The sequence below is a fragment of the [Clostridium] symbiosum genome, assembly GCA_036419695.1.
Classification (GTDB): Bacteria; Bacillota; Clostridia; order Lachnospirales; family Lachnospiraceae; genus Otoolea; species Otoolea symbiosa_A.
Window position 1 is genome coordinate 3,617,233 of the sequence record CP143946.1, and the last position, 20,830, is coordinate 3,638,062.

At 47.8% G+C, this 20,830-nt stretch carries 17 protein-coding genes; 8 read left to right on the top strand and 9 right to left on the bottom strand.

The genetic code is table 11. From position 1 onward, the window contains the following. Positions 1–215 precede the first annotated feature (215 nt). The 3 genes from tpiA to gap form a co-directional block, all read right to left on the bottom strand. Positions 216–965 carry a triose-phosphate isomerase gene (tpiA, locus tag V3C10_16430; GenBank protein ID WVP60889.1) on the bottom strand — a complete coding sequence of 250 codons (750 nt, stop codon included), beginning with the start codon at positions 963–965 and terminating at the stop codon, positions 216–218. Positions 966–994: 29 nt separating this feature from the next. Then, positions 995–2,200 (bottom strand): phosphoglycerate kinase, encoded by a 1,206-nt coding sequence (locus V3C10_16435; protein WVP60890.1) that lies wholly within the window; start codon positions 2,198–2,200, stop codon positions 995–997. 188 nt (positions 2,201–2,388) lie between these two features. Further along, positions 2,389–3,402 carry a type I glyceraldehyde-3-phosphate dehydrogenase gene (gap, locus tag V3C10_16440; protein ID WVP60891.1) on the bottom strand — a complete coding sequence of 338 codons (1,014 nt, stop codon included), beginning with the start codon at positions 3,400–3,402 and terminating at the stop codon, positions 2,389–2,391. Between the two features lie 355 nt (positions 3,403–3,757). Here gap and V3C10_16445 point away from each other — a divergent pair, with 355 nt between their 5' ends. The 3 genes from V3C10_16445 to V3C10_16455 all read left to right on the top strand — a co-directional run bounded on the left by V3C10_16445 (position 3,758) and on the right by V3C10_16455 (position 6,915). Continuing rightward, entirely contained in the window at positions 3,758–5,386 is a 1,629-nt protein-coding gene (locus V3C10_16445; protein WVP60892.1) for a sensor histidine kinase, read from the top strand. Then, positions 5,386–6,072, top strand: a complete 687-nt coding sequence (locus tag V3C10_16450; protein WVP60893.1) for a response regulator — start codon at positions 5,386–5,388, stop codon at positions 6,070–6,072. Before V3C10_16445 ends, V3C10_16450 begins: the two co-directional genes overlap by 1 nt. 132 nt (positions 6,073–6,204) lie before the next feature. Continuing rightward, the gene (locus tag V3C10_16455; GenBank protein ID WVP60894.1) at positions 6,205–6,915 is read left to right on the top strand and encodes a CAP domain-containing protein; all 711 of its coding nucleotides are present in this window, start codon (positions 6,205–6,207) and stop codon (positions 6,913–6,915) included. A 307-nt stretch (positions 6,916–7,222) separates the two neighbouring features. On the opposite strand, the gene V3C10_16460 is transcribed toward V3C10_16455, so the two are convergent. Beyond that, positions 7,223–7,501: a hypothetical protein gene (locus V3C10_16460; protein ID WVP60895.1), complete on the bottom strand. Its 279-nt coding sequence runs from the start codon at positions 7,499–7,501 to the stop codon at positions 7,223–7,225. Positions 7,502–7,575: 74 nt separating this feature from the next. Continuing rightward, entirely contained in the window at positions 7,576–7,794 is a 219-nt protein-coding gene (locus V3C10_16465) for a hypothetical protein (protein WVP60896.1), read from the bottom strand. Between the two features lie 438 nt (positions 7,795–8,232). Here V3C10_16465 and V3C10_16470 point away from each other — a divergent pair, with 438 nt between their 5' ends. After that, positions 8,233–9,480, top strand: coding sequence for a sodium/glutamate symporter (locus tag V3C10_16470; protein ID WVP60897.1), 1,248 nt, complete (start codon positions 8,233–8,235; stop codon positions 9,478–9,480). Between the two features lie 247 nt (positions 9,481–9,727). Continuing rightward, positions 9,728–10,759 (top strand): TAXI family TRAP transporter solute-binding subunit, encoded by a 1,032-nt coding sequence (locus tag V3C10_16475; protein WVP60898.1) that lies wholly within the window; start codon positions 9,728–9,730, stop codon positions 10,757–10,759. Between the two features lie 103 nt (positions 10,760–10,862). Here the strand turns inward: V3C10_16475 and V3C10_16480 are convergent, their stop codons facing one another. Then, positions 10,863–11,738 (bottom strand): LysR family transcriptional regulator, encoded by an 876-nt coding sequence (locus tag V3C10_16480; protein WVP60899.1) that lies wholly within the window; start codon positions 11,736–11,738, stop codon positions 10,863–10,865. 170 nt (positions 11,739–11,908) lie between these two features. Between V3C10_16480 and V3C10_16485 the strand changes: the two genes are divergently transcribed. Both V3C10_16485 and V3C10_16490 read left to right on the top strand, forming a co-directional pair. Further along, a complete protein-coding gene (locus V3C10_16485; protein WVP60900.1) occupies positions 11,909–13,099 on the top strand; it encodes an amidohydrolase family protein in 1,191 nt (396 codons plus the stop codon). A gap of 143 nt (positions 13,100–13,242) precedes the next feature. Continuing rightward, positions 13,243–14,721, top strand: coding sequence for a sodium/proline symporter (locus V3C10_16490; GenBank protein WVP60901.1), 1,479 nt, complete (start codon positions 13,243–13,245; stop codon positions 14,719–14,721). A gap of 159 nt (positions 14,722–14,880) precedes the next feature. Here V3C10_16490 and V3C10_16495 read toward each other — a convergent pair whose 3' ends face one another. Beyond that, positions 14,881–16,557, bottom strand: a complete 1,677-nt coding sequence (locus tag V3C10_16495; protein WVP60902.1) for a Na/Pi cotransporter family protein — start codon at positions 16,555–16,557, stop codon at positions 14,881–14,883. Between the two features lie 248 nt (positions 16,558–16,805). Here V3C10_16495 and V3C10_16500 point away from each other — a divergent pair, with 248 nt between their 5' ends. Next, positions 16,806–17,684 carry a DUF4397 domain-containing protein gene (locus tag V3C10_16500; protein WVP60903.1) on the top strand — a complete coding sequence of 293 codons (879 nt, stop codon included), beginning with the start codon at positions 16,806–16,808 and terminating at the stop codon, positions 17,682–17,684. Positions 17,685–17,810: 126 nt separating this feature from the next. On the opposite strand, the gene V3C10_16505 is transcribed toward V3C10_16500, so the two are convergent. Together V3C10_16505 and V3C10_16510 are read right to left on the bottom strand one after the other, a co-directional pair. Further along, positions 17,811–19,172, bottom strand: a complete 1,362-nt coding sequence (locus tag V3C10_16505) for an MATE family efflux transporter (protein WVP60904.1) — start codon at positions 19,170–19,172, stop codon at positions 17,811–17,813. A gap of 468 nt (positions 19,173–19,640) precedes the next feature. Beyond that, positions 19,641–20,804, bottom strand: coding sequence for a DHHW family protein (locus tag V3C10_16510; protein ID WVP60905.1), 1,164 nt, complete (start codon positions 20,802–20,804; stop codon positions 19,641–19,643). Positions 20,805–20,830: the final 26 nt, after the last annotated feature.

Here is a 20,830-nt window from a genome sequence, read left to right on the forward strand (position 1 = left end):
ACAGCGAAACAAGTGTTTCAATGTCTCTGCCATTCCGGTTATGATTGGAAAAATGCGAATTCGGTAATTTATTATTACCACTTCCTGCGGGTGTGCATCCTCGCGGAGCGTTTTTAATTCATAGGACGTAATTTCCTATGAATTAAAAAAAGGAGCCGCCTGACGCTCTGTCATTCGGCTCCTGCATTGTTAAAACAGCTTATTACTAAAAAGACTTATTTGTAATTAACGATTTTCCCGAATTCTTCTTTCAGGGAAGCGCCGCCTACAAGGCCGCCGTCGATATCCGGCTGAGCAAACAGTTCCGCAGCGTTTCCGCCGTTTACAGAACCGCCGTACTGGATGCGGATTGCCTCTGCCGTCGCCTCGTCGTAGATCTCTCCGATGCATACGCGGATTGCCGCACATACTTCTTCCGCCTGCTCCGTTGTGGCCGTCTTGCCTGTTCCGATAGCCCAGATTGGCTCATAGGCGATTACGGCAGTTTGGGCCTGCTCTGCGGTTACGTCTAGGAAAGCAATCTTGATCTGCTGGCGGATCCAGTCGATCGTGATACCCTGTTCTCTCTGTGCCAGAGTTTCACCGCAGCATACGATTGGTGTAAGGCCGTGTTCAAATGCCTTCAGGACTTTCTTATTTACGGTCTCATTTGTCTCGGCAAAGTACTCTCTTCTCTCGGAATGTCCGATAATCACATATTTCACGCCCGCGTCCGTGAGCATGTTCGGTGCGATTTCTCCGGTGTACGCGCCTTTTTCTTCAAAGTACATGTTTTCGGCGCCCACTGCGATATTGCTTCCCTTGCAGGCTTCTACGACAGGGATGATATCGATAGCCGGAACACAGAAAACGACGTCCGTCTCTTCTGAAGCTACCAGTGGTTTTAATGTATTTACAAGGGCAACCGCCTCCGTTGGGGTCATGTTCATCTTCCAGTTGCCTGCAACAATTTTTCTTCTTGCCATCTTTTTATCCTCCTACACTCCGTTTCGTCTTATCGATCGTTGGCTGCCGCCACGCCGGGAAGCTCTTTGCCTTCCAGGAATTCCAGGGAAGCTCCGCCGCCCGTGGAAATATGGCTCATCTTATCTCCAAAACCAAGCTGGTTCACTGCGGCCGCAGAGTCTCCTCCGCCAATGATGGTAGTTGCCTCCGTCTCAGCCAGAGCTTTGGCCACGGCAATCGTTCCCTTTGCAAGGACGGGGTTCTCAAATACGCCCATTGGCCCGTTCCATACGACTGTCTTTGCGGATTTTACGGCCTCCGCATAGAGTTTTGCCGTCTCGGTTCCGATATCGAGTCCCATTGTATCTGCCGGGATCGCGTCTACCGCTACATAGCGGACCTCGATCGGCGCATCGATTGGGTTCGGGAAGGATTCTGCCACGGCGGCATCTACGGGAAGGAGCAGGTTCTTGCCGAGTTTTTCAGCCTTCTCCACCATCTCTCTGCAGTAATCTAATTTCGTGTCGTCCACCAGGGATTTTCCAATCTCAAGTCCCTGTGCCTTTAAGAAGGTAAATGCCATGCCACCGCCGATAATCAGGGTATCACATTTTTCAAGAAGGTTTGAAATAACATTCAGTTTGTCGGCAACCTTGGCTCCGCCCAGGATTGCAACGAAAGGACGTACCGGACTGTCAACGGCATTGCCGAGGAAATCGATCTCTTTCTGCATTAAGTAGCCGACAGCGGCCTCTGAAACATACTGGGTTACGCCGACGTTGGAGCAGTGCGCCCTGTGGGCCGTACCGAATGCGTCGTCCACATAAACCTCACACAGAGATGCCAGCTCTTTGCTGAACGCTTCTCCGTTCTTTGTCTCTTCCGCTCTGTAACGCGTATTCTCCAGTAATACCACGTCTCCGTCCTTCATGGCGGCTACGGCTGCCTTTGCATTTGGTCCCACTACCTCGGGATCCGCTGCAAACTTTACTTCCTGTCCGAGTAATTCGGAAAGGCGTACGGCTACCGGCGCTAAGGAAAGTTCCGGTTTCGGCTCGCCCTTCGGTTTGCCAAGGTGGGAACAGAGAATCACTTTTCCGCCGTCTCCGATTAATTTCTTAATAGTCGGAAGGGCTGCCACCAAACGGTTCTCGTCGGTGATTTTACCTTCCTTTAACGGTACGTTGAAGTCACAGCGTACCAGAACTTTTTTGCCTTTCACATTGATATCATCAACTGATTTCTTATTCAGCATGCAAAATGCTCCTTTCTTGACTGTCTATGAGGCTTTTTCATATCATAGGAGCGCTTTCCTGTGATATGAAAAAAGGTCCGGTCCCGAGGACCGGACCCATGTTGAATCCTTATTATGCTTGTTCGCTCTCTCCGTTCACAAAGAAACGGGGATCCAATCACTGCAAATACGTTCTGCCGTCTCTCCGATTATGATAATTCTGCGAAGTATTTGATTGTACGAACCATCTGGCTTGTATAGGAGTTTTCGTTGTCATACCAGGAAACAACCTGTACCTGATATAAGTCGTCGCCGATAGGGGAAACCATGGTCTGTGTTGCATCGAATAAAGAACCATATCTTATGCCAACGATATCGGAGGAAACGATCTCATCCTCTGTGTAACCAAAGGACTCAGTGGAAGCTGCTTTCATAGCTGCGTTGATTTCTTCTTTCGTAACACCAGCTTTTTTAACTACTGCTACAAGGATTGTTGTGGAACCTGTCGGTACCGGAACACGCTGTGCGGAACCGATTAATTTGCCGTTTAATTCCGGAATTACAAGGCCGATTGCTTTTGCAGCGCCTGTGGAGTTTGGAACGATATTAACAGCGCCTGCTCTTGCTCTTCTTAAATCGCCTTTTCTGTGTGGTCCGTCGAGGATCATCTGATCGCCTGTGTATGCATGGATTGTGGACATGATACCGGACTGAATCGGAGCATAGTCGTTTAATGCCTTAGCCATAGGAGCCAGACAGTTTGTTGTACAGGATGCTGCGGAGATAATGGTATCTTCTTTTGTCAGTATGTCGTGGTTTACATTGAAAACGACTGTAGGAAGGTCATTTCCTGCCGGAGCGGAGATAACTACTTTCTTAGCGCCTGCATCGATATGAGCCTGTGCTTTTGCTTTTGATGTATAAAAACCGGTACATTCTAATACGACGTCTACACCGATCTCTCCCCAAGGAAGTTCAGCAGCGTTAGCTTTAGCGTAGATTGTGATCTTCTTGCCGTCTACAACGATGTAATCTTCGCCTGCTTCTACGGTATGTCCTTCGTATCTGCCCTGTGCAGAATCATACTTTAAAAGATGGGCTAACATTGTTGGATTTGTTAAGTCGTTGATTGCTACTACCTCGTAACCTTCAGCGCCAAACATCTGTCTGAATGCCAGACGGCCAATGCGGCCAAAACCATTGATTGCAACTTTTACTGCCATGATTTCATTCCTCCTAAGAATATATTAAATTCATGATTGTTAAATAATAATCAACCTACCTTGTATTGTAACCAATTAATCCCAAAATAGCAAGGGGTTTTTTGAAATTTCATAAATATTATTCCCGCTCCTTCGCATTTCATCCGCGGTATTTGCCTGCTTGTGCAAAATTTTGTAATTTTGTTTGGCGGACGCCGACGAAACGGATGCTGCCGCCAAATCTCACGCTTCGTAGCAAATAAACTACCAAAACATGAAACAACATGGTAAAATACCATCATAGTATGATTGAAACAGATAAAAATATAAATTTCCGAAGAATAAAAAATGAAACAGATTTATAAGGAGGTGCGCCGTGGATCAGACAGATTCCCGGAATGCGCTTGAAAAAGAGCTGTACCGCTCTTTTACACTGTTATCCGCATTCGTTATCGTATTTTCACTGGCAATTACCCTGTATTTTGATATTACGAGGCAGCGCCGGGATATGGACGCCATCATAAGCGGCACCGCCTCTTATATTGCCTCCATGCCGGAGGTCATTTCCATGCTCGAGGACGGTTATCCCAGCAATGTGGCCAAAGAGGATATCGACTCTCTCAGCGCCAATATCCCCGACATCAGCGTTGTCGTCATCTATAACAACAACGGACTGCGTTTCTATCACACGGACCGCCTGAAGACGGGCGAAACTTTTGTGGACGGGGATGAAACCATGATCTTACAGGGGAGCGAACCATATATCACAACGGGATACGGGACAAAGGGCGCCCAGAGGCGCGCTTTCCATGCAGTCAAGAGAAAAGACGGAAAAATCATCGGTTTTGTCATGGCTTCCGTCTTTACCGCGCATATATCGGCGAGACACCGGAACATACTGCTTGTGCATATAGCGATTTTCTTCCTGATGATGCTCGTCAGCATTCCGCTGACCCACGCCTTTATCCGGTTTTTAAGAAAATCCCTGATGGGCTTTAATCCCCATGAGCTTCTCAACATGTACATACGGCAGGACGAGGTGATGAACGCCATTGAGGAAGGCCTGATCGCCACGGATACCGAGGGTAAGATCCTGTTTTCCAACATTGTCGCCAGAAATCTCTTTCACGACGGCCCCGAGGAAGGCCCTCCGCTGATGGGAAAATATTTCCGCGAGCTTTACCCCGCCACAAATTTCGACTCGGTTGTAAGTACGGGCAAATCCGTCCACCGACAGTCCTGTATGATCGGCGGCCGTTCGATCCTGATGAATGAAATTCCGATCCAGGGGAAAGGCAAAAAACCGATTCAGGGCATGCTCGTAATCATGGTGGATCGAACGGATATGCTCGCCATGTCCGACGAACTGTCCGGCACCAGGAGCATGCTTGATACGCTGCGCGCTTTTAACCATGAATTCTTAAATAAGCTCCATGTCATCCTGGGGTATCTCCAGATCGGGGAAATCGAGCAGGCCATACAGTTTATCATCAACAGTAATCTGGTATCCAGCCAGTCCATCCGCGAGACGGCCGACTGTATCCGCGTATCCAGGATCTGCGCGCTGATTATCGGAAAAATGATGCACGCCGCGGAGCTGGGTATCCGTCTGTCCCTGACACACGACAGCAGCTGCATCGAAAGTGAGCTGATTCTCCCTCAGGACGCCTTAATCACCATCATCGGCAACCTGCTGGAAAATGCCATAGAGGAACTGAACAGCTGCAAAAACCAGGACAATGAGCTGAAAGAGATCACGCTTGGAATCTACTGCCGCCCTGACTGCAACATTATTACATGTGAGGACACCGGTGGCGGAATCAGCCAGGAACTGCTGGAGCATATTTTCGAAAAAGGCATTTCTTCCAAGGGCGAAACCCGTGGAACCGGCCTCTATCTGCTTCGCCAGATTGCAGAAGAGTATAACGGGGATATCGCCATTGATACGGAAAAAGGCGAAGGTTCCTGTTTTACCCTCACCTTTACAAGAAAGGAGAACCTGTAATGTATCAGGTCATTATCATAGAAGACGATCCCATGGTGGCGTCCATCAACAAACAGTATGTGGAGCTGACCCCTTCCTTCCGGGTGATTCATGTTTTTAAAAGCGGAATCGAGGCACTTGAGTATCTGAAAGAAAACGATGCGGATTTGATTATCCTGGATTACTATACCCCGCTTATGAACGGCGCCGAATTTATCGATCAGCTCCATGCCATGGGCAAGGCGCCCTCAATCATCATGGTAACCTCGGCCAGCGATACGGACATCGTCCTCCAGCTCCTCTCCCGGGGTGTAATCGACTATCTTGTCAAACCGTTTGAGTATACCCGTTTTAAAGTGGCCCTGGATAAATACAGCCAGATGAAGGAGTATTTAAACCAGGCCAAAAGTAACATGGGGCAGGGTGAAATCGATAAGCTTTTGACCCGCCAGGAAAGCACCGGAACCGCCTCGGCTAACCTGGCGAAGGGGTTGAACGAGACGACGCTTGGGCTGATACGCGCGTTTCTGAAAGAAAACAGGGATGACACGTATTCCAGTGAGCAGATTGCCGAACGGATTCATTTGTCACGGATTACAATCCGCAGATATATGAATTATATGGTAGAAACAGGGGAGCTTATCAGTACAATTGATTATCAGACCGGCGGAAGACCGTCAATCCGGTACCGGTATGTAAAAGATTAGAATTCCAGAGGATACCGGGCGCTGATTCCGTGGTAATTCCAGTTTTTCCCTAATGGTTTTCCAGTTATTATGTGTTAATATGATTTTGTAACAAATATGTAATAATTATGTAACAACTAAGGAGGAAAAACCATGAGACGAATATTCGTTAACACTTTATCTGCTGCTGCGGTTATGTTTGCAACGGCTGCAATGCCAATGACATCCTTCGCTGCGGTATCTACCTATCAGATTCCTTTTTCAGGCGGAAGCGCTTATGTAATTGGAATAGGAGGAAAGGACTGTCTTCCGGGCAGCGGAAATTGGGGACAGAACGGTAACTGGAACCAGGGAGGTAACTGGAATCAGAATGGTAACTGGGGGACAGGACCGGTTCTGCCGGAAGTGGCTCCTCCTGATTTTATTTTCCCGACACCGGAGCTGCCGGATAATGAGACTCCCGATCAGCCGGAGCAGGAAGAAGGCCAGGATGCGTACAGTAATGCTGTTGTCGCCCTGGTAAATGCAGAACGTGCAAAAGCCGGTTTAAGTCCTCTGACTGTCGATACACGCGTGGCGGAGGCAGCCCAGCTCCGCGCCCAGGAAATCAAGAAAACATTTTCCCACACCAGACCGGACGGCAGTAGTTTCAGCACCGCTCTGAGCCAGGCCGGTGTGAGCTACAGAGGAACCGGCGAAAACATCGCCTATGGCCAGAATTCACCGGAGGCCGTAATGCAGGGCTGGATGAACAGTTCAGGACACAGGGCAAATATTCTTAATAAAGACTACACCTCTATCGGCGTAGGCCATTACAAAGACGCCAGCGGAACAGATTACTGGACACAGCTTTTTATTTATTAAGCCCGGGAACCAGTAAAAGAAGCGGCTCCGTTCACCGCTCCACTCCGCAGCCTGCAAGAACGTGCCATAAAAGCATGTCCTCCAAACAGTGGACAAACTTAGTTTTTATAATTTCTTAATTCAAACAGTGTATAAAAATGCAGGACACCAGATAACTCAAGCTATCTGGTGTCCTTATTACGATTATTTAAACCTCCGTTTAAATCAAAAGCCATTTCTTAAATGTCCTCCTGGGGATAATATAGGGAACGTCATACAACTCCTCCGAATTTAATTTTTCCATTCAGTATTTTTGTAAAACTGAGCTTTAACGCTTTCCAACCATCCAATCATCCTCCCGTTTTTGTCTTATTGCATAGTAACCGCAGGGCATATCTGCCAACATACCAACTGAGTCATCCAGATCAAATACATATTTTAGAGAAACCAGCCTTGCCTCTTCTATTTCGTGTTCCTTTCCACATAAAAACTGCCACATACCATCATCTGCATCATGTGTTACATATAAAACAGGTTCTTCGCCGTTAATTACATGACAACAAATAATCGCTGCTGTGTTTGGTGCGTCAAGAAAAGGAAATTCCATAATTATCCCTCCTTTACAACTTCAAAATGTGTGGCGCAACAGACTTGAATTGTTTACTCCCCATCTATCTTCTCTCAATCCGTCCTCAGGTATTTTGGATCTACTCCATTATCTAACAGTATTTTGGAAATCTCATCAAATAACTGTAAAACAGCGCTTCCTTTATATGGCGGAGTTCCAATGATTCCAACATCAACATTTCCTCTAAATGCCCAAATATTATATGCGGTAATTGCATTTGTAAAATTTTCGTCCAGTATAAATTCAAATGTGTTGATAACTCCATCAAGCACCGTTGGAAACTCAATTTCTTTATCTTTCTGAGTGATTTGCGTCTTTCTTCTCTTTTAACTTTTGTTTTATCAGAACTTTCTGTCATCATTTTCCACCCTTTCAAAATAGTAAAGAAGTTTTCCTCGCTCTGCCCGGTCAATTCTTGTTTATTCTATTATACAATACTGCAGGCCAGAAGTATAGAAATGCATATTTATATTTGAGAAACAAGCACACTCAACGTTACTGTTCACTTGCGATGTATTCCACGGGGTGTTTTCACCCCCCCCCAATCCCCCTGCCTGTCCGAATTTCTCACCAATTCCTCCTTATTCACTTACTATAGTTACTAAACTCTTTACTTAATTACATAAATTGACTTCGATTAACGAATCTTTTACACTAAATTTATAAAAAAAATATAAACTTTATTAAAAGAAATGGAGGGTATTGTTTCTATGGAAACTATCATGGGCTATTTCGGTACTTACACACCGGCAGCAGATGGGGCTGTTGCAAATTTCAAGTTCGAGTATCTCACCACACTGGGCTTCGCCGCCATTGTAATCTTTCTTGGCCGTGCGATTGTAAACCACTCAAAATTACTGCGTAAATACGCAATCCCGGCACCGGTTGTATCCGGTATCATTTTCTCAATTGTTGTCGCTATCATCAAAGGAGCCGGCATTATCGGCCTCTCCTTCGATGCAGCTATTATGAAAGACTTATGCCAGAACCTGTTCTTCCTCTGCGTAGGTTTCGGCTTCAGCTTAAAGATGCTCCGCCATGCAGGCGGCAAGCTCTGCGCCATGATTGCCATCGCAGCCTGCGTCCTGATTACTCTTCAGGATCTTCTGGGCGTATTCGTAGGCAACATGATTGGCCTTCATCCGCTTCTGGCTCTGCAATGCTCTTCTTCCGCAATGTCGGGCGGCGTTGGTACAGCATCCGCATTCGGACCTATCTTTGAAAGCTGGGGCGCAGCGGATGCCACCACAATCGGTGTTGCTGCCGGTACCATGGGAAATATCATGGGTTCCCTGATTGGCGGTCCTGTAGCCGCATTCCTGATTTCCCGTCACGGTCTTAAATCCGACCCGAACGACAAACCGGAATCAGCAAAAACAGGTACTGTTGCAACACTTGACAACAGCAGAATGATTTCCATGTTTGCCATGACACTGCTTATCGCTGCTCTCGGTATGCCGATTTACTGCATCCTTGACAACATCCCAATGATTGAAATGCCTAAATTCATCGGCTGTCTGTTCGCAGGCGCAATCGCCCGTAATGTTATGGAAGCATGCAATATCAAGTTCTATGTTCCTGAAGTCGACGCCATTGAGCATATGTTCCTGGAACTTTACCTGGCTCTCGTGCTCATGACCACCGATATCACGAAACTGGCTCCTGTAGCCGGCCAGATGGGTATCATCCTTCTCTGTCAGGCAGTCTTAATGGCAGCATTTGCAATCTTCGTATCCTACAACATGTTCGGCCGCGACTACGGCGCTGCTGTTATGGCTGCAGGTAACTGCGGATGGGGATGCGGTTCCGGCCCTAATGCCGTTGCCAATGAGAAAGCCGTTATGGATGAGTACGGATGGCACAATGTAGCATGGGTTCTTTACCCATCCTTCGCCGTTATCATCGACGATATCTACAATCCAATCTTCCTTTCCGTATTCGGAAGTTTTGTGAAATAAAAGCACGTTCATTGCTAACTTAATATACTAATTTACATAGACAGCCCGGCCCCCCAAAAACAGCCGGGCTGTTTATCGTTGATTGGCAATGAAACGTGCGCGAAGCGTGCTTTTCGTTGTTTTATTGGACGAATTCCCCCACCTGTGTTATAGTATAGACGGATGTAAAGATTTCGCATATTTTTTTAATCATCTTCTGCATCAGACAACCATGTTTAACCATAAAATACAAACAGGTGATATATAAATGAAAAAATTATTTTCAAAAGCTTTCGTCTTTACCGCCCTTCTGGGTCTTTCCACCGCTTTGTGCAGTTGTTCTTCCTCCGGCTCCGACAGTTCCCCGTTCTCCTCCGATTCTGAGACATCCCAGGAGATGAAAAGCGGACTTCAGGTTCTGACGATAGGAACAGCCGACAGTGGGGGGACCATGTTCCCGGTCGGCAATGCCATTGCCCAGGTGATCAGTGAGCATGACTCCAATATCAAAATCAATATCAGCGCCTCCAACGGTTCTTTCACCAATGTGGAATGGATTGAGGACGGACAGATAGACATGGGGCTTGTAAGCGGAGATGTGGCGCTGGCTGCGTATTCCGGAACACATGAGTTTGAGAACCGGCCCGTTAAGAGCCTTCGGACCATAGGCGCCATTTATGTCAGCGTTTCCAACTGGATGGCCCCTGAGTCGGCAGGGCTCACTTTCGTCCACGATCTGGCGGGTAAAAGCGCTGCAATCGGCCCTCAGGGTTCTACAACGGATCTTTCCGCACGCATTGCCATCGATGCGGTTGGCCTGAACTCCAAAAGGACCACCCTTGTCAACTCCGGGCTTGGCTCCGGTTCCGTTGCCGTAGAGGATGGAAGTCTCGATGCCGTACACGGTTTCGCCGGAATTCCCATCACCGGGCTGACCGAGCTTGCAGATACCATTCCCTGCCGTCTCCTGAAGTACACTCCTGAGGAACTTGGGACCATTCTTTCAAAGAATTCTTTCTATTATAAGACGGTAATCCCGGCCGGAACGTATCCGGGCCAGGACGAAGACGTTGACTCCTTCGGCATCAAATGCCTTCTCTGCGTCGATGAGAGAATGGATGAGGATCTCGTCTACCAGATTACGAAAATTCTGGATGAGTCTATCCCACAGCTGGCCGCCAGCCACGATTCACTCGCTTCACTGACGCAGAAAGGATTTATCTGCAACGATCTGGCTATTCCGCTGCATAAGGGTTCCGAACGGTATTACATAGAAAAAAACTATCTGGAAGAAACGTGACATTTATTATATAATAAGCGAATACGGCATCCCTGTGAGCAAAATTGCCGGGATGCCGCATTCGCTTATTTATTTTCTGCTTTTATATTCCTTGTTCTGTGAATCAATGATCTGTGAAATATTCCGATAATAATGTAACATACCCCATCTTCTCGGGCGCTATATCCTTACGGAAACTGAGGTAGTTCCCCCTCTTCACCCTGATCGGCGGAATTGTCGGCACCCTGTACAGCTTCCCTCCCGCCACATCCGCTTCCAGCGGATGGTCCGGAAGAAATGCAAGTGCATTGCCCTGCATAATGACGCTCTTACTGGCAGCCAGGCTGTCTATCTCCACCATCCGGTAAGGGATAAGTCCCTTCCTGTCAAAGTACCGCTCTATCTCAGACCAGAAACTCGATTTCCCGTCGTACACGACCAGAGGTTCAAGGGAAAGCTCTTCCAGTGTAACCGGCTTTTTCCGGACTGCAAACGGATGATTCAGCGATGAAAAGAGTGAAATAGGCTCATCAAACAAAAAGCTCTGGGAAATATCCGGATGATCAATATACTGGGAGATTGCACAGTCTATTTCACCATTGAGCAGATATTCAAGCAGAGCCTGGGTTGGCCCTGTTCTTACATTCAACGTGAGCTGTCTGTCTTTTCTCAAAAAATCCAGCATGTTATTTAATAATAACGAATAGGAGGAAGAACCGATACAGAGCACGTCGCTCTTCTTGCGGACTGCTTCCCGTCCGTGTGTATAGGCGTCCATGATGCGAAATGCATAGGGAAGGAATATCTGGCCCTTTTCAGTGAGTTCCACACCCTTTCTGCTTCGGACAAAAAGTTCGGCCTCCAGCTCCTTTTCCAGCGACTTGATTCTGGATGTCAGGGACGGCTGAGTAATATACAACTCGGAAGCAGCTTTTTGAAAGCTCCCGCTGCGATACAGGAAAATAAATGCTTTGATATTTTCTATATTAATGACACTCATCCTCCCCTCTACACCGGTTTTAAATGGATTATAATAGAAAGTTTCTATATATGTCAATAATTTTACAATAAGACCTTCTTTTTTTCAATTGGACTTCAACCCGAACCTCAGATACTATTAAATCAAAGAGAAGCCCCTGGTGTTTCAAGGGGGAGAAGGAGGCTGATTCAATGATGACACTTTACAAAAACGCCCTGGTATGGCAGGACAGCAGATTTCTTCCAAAAGATATTCTTATCGAGGGGGAAAGCATCCTTCGGGTGGAGGCTGGGATCGAAGCGCATGAAGACGTCAACGTAGTCGATTTGACCGGAAAATATGTGGTTCCCGGACTGATAGAATGTCATGCCCACCTGTGTATGAACGGCGGAAATATGCCTATGACGGTTATGCATAATTCCAATACCAGCCAGATCCTGATGGAGTGCATGCACAGTATGGAGAAACTTCTGCACGCAGGAATCACAACGGTGCGTGACTGCGGCTCCACCGGAATGGAAGTGATTGCCCTGAGGGATGAGGTTGAAAAGGGACGTTTTGAGGGACCGCGCATCGTTTCCTGTGGTATGGCCATCAAAATGACGGGAGGACATTTTACCGGGAAAATCGTGGATTCTCCGTACGAAGCCCGCAAGGCTGCGCGGGAACTGATACACGACGGGGCCCAGTTCCTGAAATTCATGGGCTCAGGCGGCCTTGGCCGGGAAGGTGAAGAACCGGGTGTTTCCGAACTGGAAGTGGATGAGATGAGAGCTGCCATTGAACAGGGGGAAAAGTACGGAATGGCAAGCGCAGTCCACTGTCATGGCAAACAGTCCATCTTAAATGCGCTGGAAGCGGGTGCCACCAGCATCGAACACTGCAGTTTTATGGACGAAGAGGTAATCGAAAAACTGCTGGAAAAAGGCTCCTATATTGTTCCCACCTTCACCCCCTATGTGCGGATTGCCGAGAACGGAACCGTGCCCGGGACATGGCTGACTCCCTTTGTAGTCCGTACAGCAGCGGAAGTAAACGAACGTAAAGGGCGTCAATTCTCTAATGCCTGCAAAGCTGGGGTCAAAATTGCTTTCGGACGGGACTGCGGCGCTACCTACACCCCCCATGAGGATTTCCTGTTTGAAATGAAGCAGATGGAATCCTATGGGATGAGCAGGGGCGATATTCTGAATTCGGCTACCATCACCGCAGCCGAAAACCTGAGAATGCAGGATAAAATCGGTTCCATAACACCGGGAAAACTGGCGGATCTGCTTGTCCTGAGCGGCAATCCAATGGATGATCTGGCCAATCTTACACAGGCTGAACTGATTTTAAAGGGTGGGGTTACTGTACATGGAAGCGGAATCGTATCCGCTTAATGAAAGGGGGAAACAGAATGTTTAATCTTCCGGACTGGGTAACTGTATTCTGGCTGATTTATCTGGCTTCTGTTGTTGGCGCCACCGTATACTGCTATAAAAAGTGGTAGCGGACCGGCTGCAAGAAAGGAGGATTTCTGCCAATGGTAAAAACATATCTGATCATTTTAACCGTTTATCTGATTGCGACTTTCATAATCGGCATTTATGCCGGTAAGGCAAGTACAAGCATGTCGGCCTTCTATGTAGGCGGACGCTCCCTGGGGCCATGGGTTATTGCAACCACCTGGGCTGCGACGCTGATCAGCGCCAGCACTTTTATTGGTGTTACGGGCTATGGTTACCGCAACGGCTGGGCCGGAGTCATCTGGGGCGGGCTCTGCATGTCCTTCGGCGGCATCCTGGCCTGGGTCCTGCTCGGTAAAAGGATACGGTTAATTTCTGAAAAAGTCAATGCACTCACTATCCCGGGCCTCTTGTTTGCCCGCTATGAAAATAAAACCATCAATACAATCATCGCCGTGATGATTTTCATTTTCTACATACCAATGCTCATGGTGCAGTTTGTCAGCTCAGGAATCCTGATGGAAAGTATTTTCGGCATTCCGTATATGTGGGGCATCATTCTCTTTGGCATTATCGTTGTATTTTATACCACGGCAGGCGGTTTCCTGGCTGTTGCCTACACGGATTTTATTCAGGCCATTGTCATGGTTATCTGCTTTCTGTTCGCCACCCCGATTATTCTCAGTAAGATAGGCGGCATCGGAAACCTTCAGACAGCCCTGCAGAGCATCGATCCGGGACTCTTGAGTCCCCACGGGGTAAACAATGCCTTTCCCAATATTCTGATTGTGTCGTGGGTTGTTTATTATCTGTTCGGTTCGTTCGGACAGCCCTATATGCTGATCCGTTTTGCCACCGCTAAAAATCTGAAGGTCATGAAACTGGCGCTTCCGATTGCCATGGTTTTCATCACCTGGATGTATTTCAATGTCAGTGTAATGGGATTCGGCGCCCGCATCCTGCTGCCCGGCCTGGACGCCCCCGATGAGGCTCTGCCTCAGCTGATTAAAACGCAGTTGAATGCCGTCCTGGGCGGTATTATGATTTCGGCGATCTTTGCCGCTATGATGTCCACCGTTGACTCTACGCTTCATGTGGTCGGCACTGCGGTAGCCAAGGATCTTTACAGCAGCATCCATCCCGATGTATCTGAGAAAAAGATGCTTATGATATCACGCCTTGCCACCGGTGTTGTCGGTGCAATCGGCGTAATTGCCTCCATGAACCCGCCCGACAGTGTTCTGGAACTGACTACTTACGGGTGGACCTGTCTGTCTGCGGCGCTCTTTATGCCGGTGGTTGCCGGGATGTTCTGGAAACGTTTTAATGCTGCAGGAGCCATGGCCTCCATGCTGGGAGGCGGCATCTCCGGCGCCATTGTCATCGGTCTGTTCGGCGGCATCTCCATCGGTGTCCATCCGATGATGATTGCCCTGCCCATCGCGATTGTCTGCGGTATTGCAGGTTCACTTCTGACCCCGCCTCCGGAAAAACGGATCGTCGATGTTTTTTTTGACAGGGAGCTTTTAAACAAAAAAGAAACCCCAGGATCCTGACCCGGTAATCTGCAAAATCCCGTTGTATGCTTCACGGATTTTCCATTGTAAGTCACTTAAATAAGAAACGGCCTGTGAAAAAGGACTTTCCACCAGCCGTTTCTTATGATCCGTTTTCTATCTGAAATTTTCCATACTCAGTTTCTTAAATAAAATCTCTTACATCTCATCTTTCACATACCCCGCCAGATTATAGGCATGGTCTGATATTCTCTCCAGATTGCTGATAATATCCAAGAAAACGACTCCGGAGGACGGATCGCACTGGCCGCTTGAAAGGCGTTCAATATGTTTGTCCCGCAATTCTTCTTCCAGCATATCCACGTCGTCCTCATACTGGCTCACCTTCCTCACATCGTCCATATCGCCCGTTTGTCTGGCCGCAATGGCGTGGGTGAATGATTTTACCACCTTCTCGCTGATCGCGCTCAAATCTGAGCTTCCCGTCTCTGAGAAGGCCACCTTATGTTCTTCCATATAATCAGCCTGCTCCGCCAGGTTCTCGCAGTGGTCGCCCACCCTCTCAATATCGCTGATACTGTAGAACAGGTTGTTGACCAGGAGCTTCTGGTGTTCGGTCAGGGACAGGTTATTGACTTTGATAAGATATCCTGTCAGAAGCTCTTCCATCCTGTCGATGTCCTTCTCATTCCTGTAAACCTCTTTTGTCTTCTCTTTATCCCTGTTCAAAATGGCGCTTGTGGCAAGACGGATATTATTGAGGGCTATCTGCCCCATATGTACGGTCTCCATCTGAGCCACCTCAATGGCAAAGACAGGCGATTCGAAAATACGCTGATCCAGATGGCGGAAGGCCGTCTCGATTTCACGGCTGTCCTCTCTGCTCTCCTCTTCCGGTTCCCCATCCTTTACAAGCAGCCCTGAAATTTTCACGAGCTGGTTGGCAAACGGATATAAAAGAAGGGTGTTCGTCACATTGAAAATTGTATGGAACATCGAAATCTGGACGGAGCTAATCCCCGAACCGGCCATCGCTGGCCGGAGCAGGGACAGCGCAAACATTCCGATACCGAAAATAACGGCTCCCAGCGTATTAAACGTCAGATGGATGGCCGCCGCCCTCTTGGCCGTCCTGTTGGCTCCGGCGCTGGAAAGCATGGCCGTAAGACACGTTCCGATATTCTGTCCGAGGGTGATATAGATGGCCGCCCCCGTCGTCACGACGCCGTTCATCGCCAGAGTCTGAAGAATTCCGACGGAAGCCGTGGAGCTTTGCAGAAGCGCGGTCACCAGGGCTCCTGTTACGATGCCGAGAATCGGGTTGCGCCCCATAACGGCAAACGCCTTTGCAAAGATAGGGGCATCCGTATAGGGATTGATCGCTCCGCTCATAAATTCCAGGCCCACAAAGAGAAGGCCGACGCCGATTACGATCTCACCGATCAGGTTATTTCTCTGCTTTTTGGAAAATACGATCAGGAACGTACCGATACCGATGCACAGCGGTGCGAAAAAGGCCGGCTGAAGTACGGTAAATGCGTCCCCCAACTGATTTAAAGATACCATCCAGGCTGTAATTGTCGTACCGATATTGGCACCCATAATAACGCCCACCGCCTGTGTCAGATTCAGAATCCCAGCGTTGACGAAACCGACTACCATAACCGTCGTCGCCGCACTGCTGTGAAGAATTGCCGTAATTAATGCTCCCAGGACTACTCCCAGAAGCCTGTTATTTGTTACCATGCCGAGAAAGTGGTTCATCTTGCTTCCGGCCGTCTTCTGCATGCCGTCACCCATGATGCGCATACCATATAGGAACATGCCCAGGCCTCCGGCAAATGTAAACAGATTGCTTACGTCATTTATCGACATAAAAATTCTCCTCCTGTGTCCGCTTTTTTGGCAGGGGCACTGCCGGGTAAAAGCCGATCTTTTCTATCATATCACAGAGAAAATAACTATTTCAAGCTTTTTGTAAAATATGTAAATTTTATGTAATTTACAGGTAAATCAGGTTGAATTTTATTGCATTTTGTCTCTTTTAGTTTTTGGCGGTCCATGCTCATTTTACAGTTATATGAATACACTTTTAATATAAACACTAAAAAACGAGGTATGGTATGTTACATGAAATGAATTTATCACCGGACTCAGATATCTTTGAAATGAACGACTCTGATGTTTCCGGTATTGCCACCCCGGCTGATAACGGAAACTTTGACTCCGGACTTTCCGCTATGCAGGATAACCGCATGATTGATCCGGACTTTTCTGTTATGCCGGAGGACGACGTAATCGATCCCGATTTCTCCGTTATGCCTGATTACGACGTGATTGATCCCGATTTCTCCGTTAACCCGAACTGGTTCCCAATCGGGCCCGGCCCCGTCATTCCCTGCCCAAACTGCTTCCCCTTCCCGACACAGAACGTCAATGCCAGATTTATAAACGCTTCCCCGGAATTCTCCGGCCTTACGGTGGAAGTTGACAACCGGGTTATCCTGACCGGCATGGACTTTGCGGAAGTCAGCCGCTACAGAAGGTACTCGAGAGGATTCCACAGGGTAACGATTATGGCGGCCAATGGCTTTGTCTTCCTGCAGCGAAATGTTTTCATCGGCAATAATTCAACCATCGCAATTGTCAGCTCCAATAACAGAATGAACCTGACCACCATTACGGACGGCGGATGCAGCGCCAACTTTAACAACTCCTGTTTCCGTGTCTGTAACCTGGCTTACGCAAGCGGAGCCGTCAACGTAATTCTGTCAAACGGATTAATGAGCTTTACCAACACCCGCCCAGGCACAGCCGGAAGCTTCAGCAGACTCCGTCCGGGAAGCTATCCTGTCTCCGTGGCAAGATCCGCACGTCCGGCAGTTAACCTGCTCTCTACCTTCATCAACCTCAATCCAAACAGGGTATACACCTTATATGTCCTGAACTGGAACCCGTCTCCGGACACAATCCAAATCCTCCTTGTGGAAGATATGCGCTGAAAACGGCAAACCGTATCATTCCTTTAAGACAAAACAGAAACTAACTAAAATATAGTCTGCGGGGATCCCCTCAGGGAGCCGCCGCAGACTATAGCCTGTAATGCTTCTGTCTTATTTATTTTATTTTTAAAATGTACCTTCCTCGCGCCTTTTGAGTATCTTGCGTATCACAAGCAGATAGACGGCAACGCTCATCACCGTCCCTCCGAAATCGGAGATCATCTCCGTATAGAAGATGGAGGTTACGCCGAAAAGGATGGGAAGTATGAACACTCCGCCCAGATACAGCACCTTCCGGAACATGGACAGGAAGATGGCCACGGAGGCGACTCCCATTCCGGTAAAGCCGTCGACCACCGTATACTGAAGAGCCAGAGGAATGATTCCCAGCGTATAGATTCGGATGGCCCACACGGTCAGGGAAATGTATTCTTCGTTCTGTGTAAAAATCCTGGCAAAATAGTAGGGCATAGTCTGTGAAACCACAAACATAACCGTTGTAAAAGCGAGTGCCAGGCTTACAATATATTTTTGTGCGCTTAACACCCTGTCGGAACGCCTCGCTCCGAAATTATATCCGAGAATCGGCTCTGTGCCGCCTGTGATGCCTCCAAGGGGCATCGTCACCATCAGCATAAAACTCTGGACAATCGTAGCACAGGTTAAGAGTTTGTCTCCCTCCGCCCCGCCGTAATGCTGCAGGGCCGCGTTAAGGGCAATAATCAGCACATTGTCGAAAGCAATGATCAGAAACGGCGTCATTCCCAGCACGGTAATCTTCCTGACAATTCTCCATTCGTAGCCGCCGAAACCAATCCGGATCGGCACCTTCTTCCCAAACAGGAACAAAAGTACAAAAATGCAGGAAGCCATCTGCGACAGAACCGTTGCCAGGGCGGCTCCCGCAACCCCCATGTGAAGTCCGAAAATAAAAATGGGATCCAGGATAATATTGATAACGGCTCCCAGGGTCACTGATTTCATTCCCACCTTGGCAAATCCCTGACAGATGATAAACTGGTTCATTCCCACCGCCATCAGGGCAAAGATGGTTCCCATCAGGTAAATCGTTATGTATTCGTTGGCATAGGGAAAAATCGTTTCACTGGCGCCAAACCACATGAGCAGCCTGTTTTTCAGAAGCAGCGCCGCCGCCGTTGTGATGACCGAGATAACGGCCAGCATCAGAAAACTGTTGGCCAGTATCTTTTTCGCCTCTTTCTCATTACCCTCACCCATTCTGATACTCATAAGCGGCGAACCGCCGATCCCTACCAGGGAGGCAAACGCCGATATCATCGTCACGATCGGTCCGCAGATACCCACTCCGGCGAGCGCAATTTCTCCTATCCCCGCAATATTTCCTATGTACATTCTGTCCACCACGCTGTAAAGTACATTTACAAACTGTGCCAGCATGGACGGAAGCGCAATTCTGATTACAAGTTTCTTTATGTCGTCTTTTCCAAGGTCATTTTCTATCTTCATATTTCTCTTAATTCTCCCTTATTGATTGGCAATAAAAAATCCGCAAAGTGTGCTTTCCAAATTCCGCACTCTATGGGCGCCACTCGTTTATACCGTGTTTTAACGGGAAAGTCAAGAGGTTTTTATACGGGCACTTTCCTATGATATAAAAAAGACCGGTACTGAAATTTTCAGTCCGGTTCTTTTTTACTCAGCTGCAGGCTCTGGTTGTCGTCAACCTGCTGCTGAAATGATTTTCTGTGGGGTACTGCCTTCGCGGAATCGTAACGGAGTGTAATGCATCAAGGAATTTCGAGTAACTTGATATTTGGTTTGTTCTTCATCCGTTTTGGTCTCCCGAACAGAAATGATTTTCATCCGTTCAATAAGTTAATGCACCACATGCGCATTTTATTGCACGTATACCAAAAAAAATTATTTTTTTTTGATATAGTCTATTTTAGTATGAAAATGGCGATCCGTCAAGTTTTAGCGCACTATCTTGAAGAGATTCCCGTCTTTTGCAAATCCTGGTATCTGATAAAGCACAAGAATGTCGGTAATTTCCTGACTCTTCGCAAAATCCGACGGTTTCATATTAAAATATCTGAGATCTATCATATGAACTTCCTCAAAATGATTGATGACAAAGGGAGCAAATGAGTGGGCATAGGAATCCTTTATCATCAAAAGTTTCTTTCCCTTTGCCTCCTCCCCTGCTTTTTCATTTACAATTTTTGTCCATCCGTGGTTTCCGTCCAGAAAAACAGAATACTGATCTTTTTTCTCCAGCGCCTTTTCGTTATAAAGCGAATCATGCGCCTCCGGCAGCCCGTCATAGAATACTTTATATTTTACAGGGGCTGCCGGGAGGAACAATGTGATTTCGTCCGGAACCAGATCAATGCCTAACTTTGACTGGATGGTTCCCAGGAAGTCAGAGGACACCACCGTTTCCACAAAATCTTCCGGCTCCCACGGTTTAAACCCGGCCGACTGCCCGTACAGCCGGTAGGCATAATAGGCGCCGAGTGTCGTCCAGTGATGATCCGTCCTGTAATAAACCGGTTCGTCCGCTACTTTCTTAAGTGTCCCTTCAACATCCAGGAGAATGGTATCCTCCCCCATCGTTTTCCTAAGCTTTTCCCGGGCCAGCTTTGTCACCGCGGCCTGATCGGCAGGAGCCGCAAAGGGCGGAAGTTTCCCGGTCAGAACCTGGGATGCGGATGGAACCAGCATGATCTTCACATGTTCCTTCCCGGCCATGGCTGTAAAACCAGCCGCCGCGGCTGCCAGATAATCCAGATTCTTTGACAGCTGTTCCGTCATTAAATCCTCGGTATCCATTTTTTCTATATAATAATGATCTTTTCCAAAATAAACTCCATTCACGTCTTCCCTTAGAATCAGCCGGTCCGCGTTGGTTTTAGCTGCCACAAACGTTCCCCTGAACGGGAACTGGTCGGACAGCCATGTCTCATAATCTTTTCCAAAACTTCCGTCCATAAAGGATTCGGGCGTAAATGACGGTTTTCCCGCCAGATACCGGTTTTCCTCCTCCGAAAAGGTCTTTGCGGGCAGCACCGCGCTCAGAACCGACAAACATGTGAGCGGGATTAAAAATGCCGCTGTTGTAATTACTTTTCTTTTCAAAATGCCCCACCGCCTCCCGTCTGTGT

Coding starts and splice junctions, on each gene's coding strand:
- V3C10_16490 (WVP60901.1), top strand. CDS start 13,243: ATGGTAAAAACATATCTGATCATTTTAACCGTTTATCTGATTGCGACT.
- V3C10_16495 (WVP60902.1), bottom strand. CDS start 16,557: ATGTCGATAAATGACGTAAGCAATCTGTTTACATTTGCCGGAGGCCTG.
- V3C10_16450 (WVP60893.1), top strand. CDS start 5,386: ATGTATCAGGTCATTATCATAGAAGACGATCCCATGGTGGCGTCCATC.
- V3C10_16485 (WVP60900.1), top strand. CDS start 11,909: ATGATGACACTTTACAAAAACGCCCTGGTATGGCAGGACAGCAGATTT.
- V3C10_16500 (WVP60903.1), top strand. CDS start 16,806: ATGTTACATGAAATGAATTTATCACCGGACTCAGATATCTTTGAAATG.
- gap (WVP60891.1), bottom strand. CDS start 3,402: ATGGCAGTAAAAGTTGCAATCAATGGTTTTGGCCGCATTGGCCGTCTG.
- V3C10_16460 (WVP60895.1), bottom strand. CDS start 7,501: ATGGAATTTCCTTTTCTTGACGCACCAAACACAGCAGCGATTATTTGT.
- V3C10_16455 (WVP60894.1), top strand. CDS start 6,205: ATGAGACGAATATTCGTTAACACTTTATCTGCTGCTGCGGTTATGTTT.
- V3C10_16435 (WVP60890.1), bottom strand. CDS start 2,200: ATGCTGAATAAGAAATCAGTTGATGATATCAATGTGAAAGGCAAAAAA.
- V3C10_16475 (WVP60898.1), top strand. CDS start 9,728: ATGAAAAAATTATTTTCAAAAGCTTTCGTCTTTACCGCCCTTCTGGGT.
- V3C10_16470 (WVP60897.1), top strand. CDS start 8,233: ATGGAAACTATCATGGGCTATTTCGGTACTTACACACCGGCAGCAGAT.
- V3C10_16505 (WVP60904.1), bottom strand. CDS start 19,172: ATGAAGATAGAAAATGACCTTGGAAAAGACGACATAAAGAAACTTGTA.
- V3C10_16480 (WVP60899.1), bottom strand. CDS start 11,738: ATGAGTGTCATTAATATAGAAAATATCAAAGCATTTATTTTCCTGTAT.
- tpiA (WVP60889.1), bottom strand. CDS start 965: ATGGCAAGAAGAAAAATTGTTGCAGGCAACTGGAAGATGAACATGACC.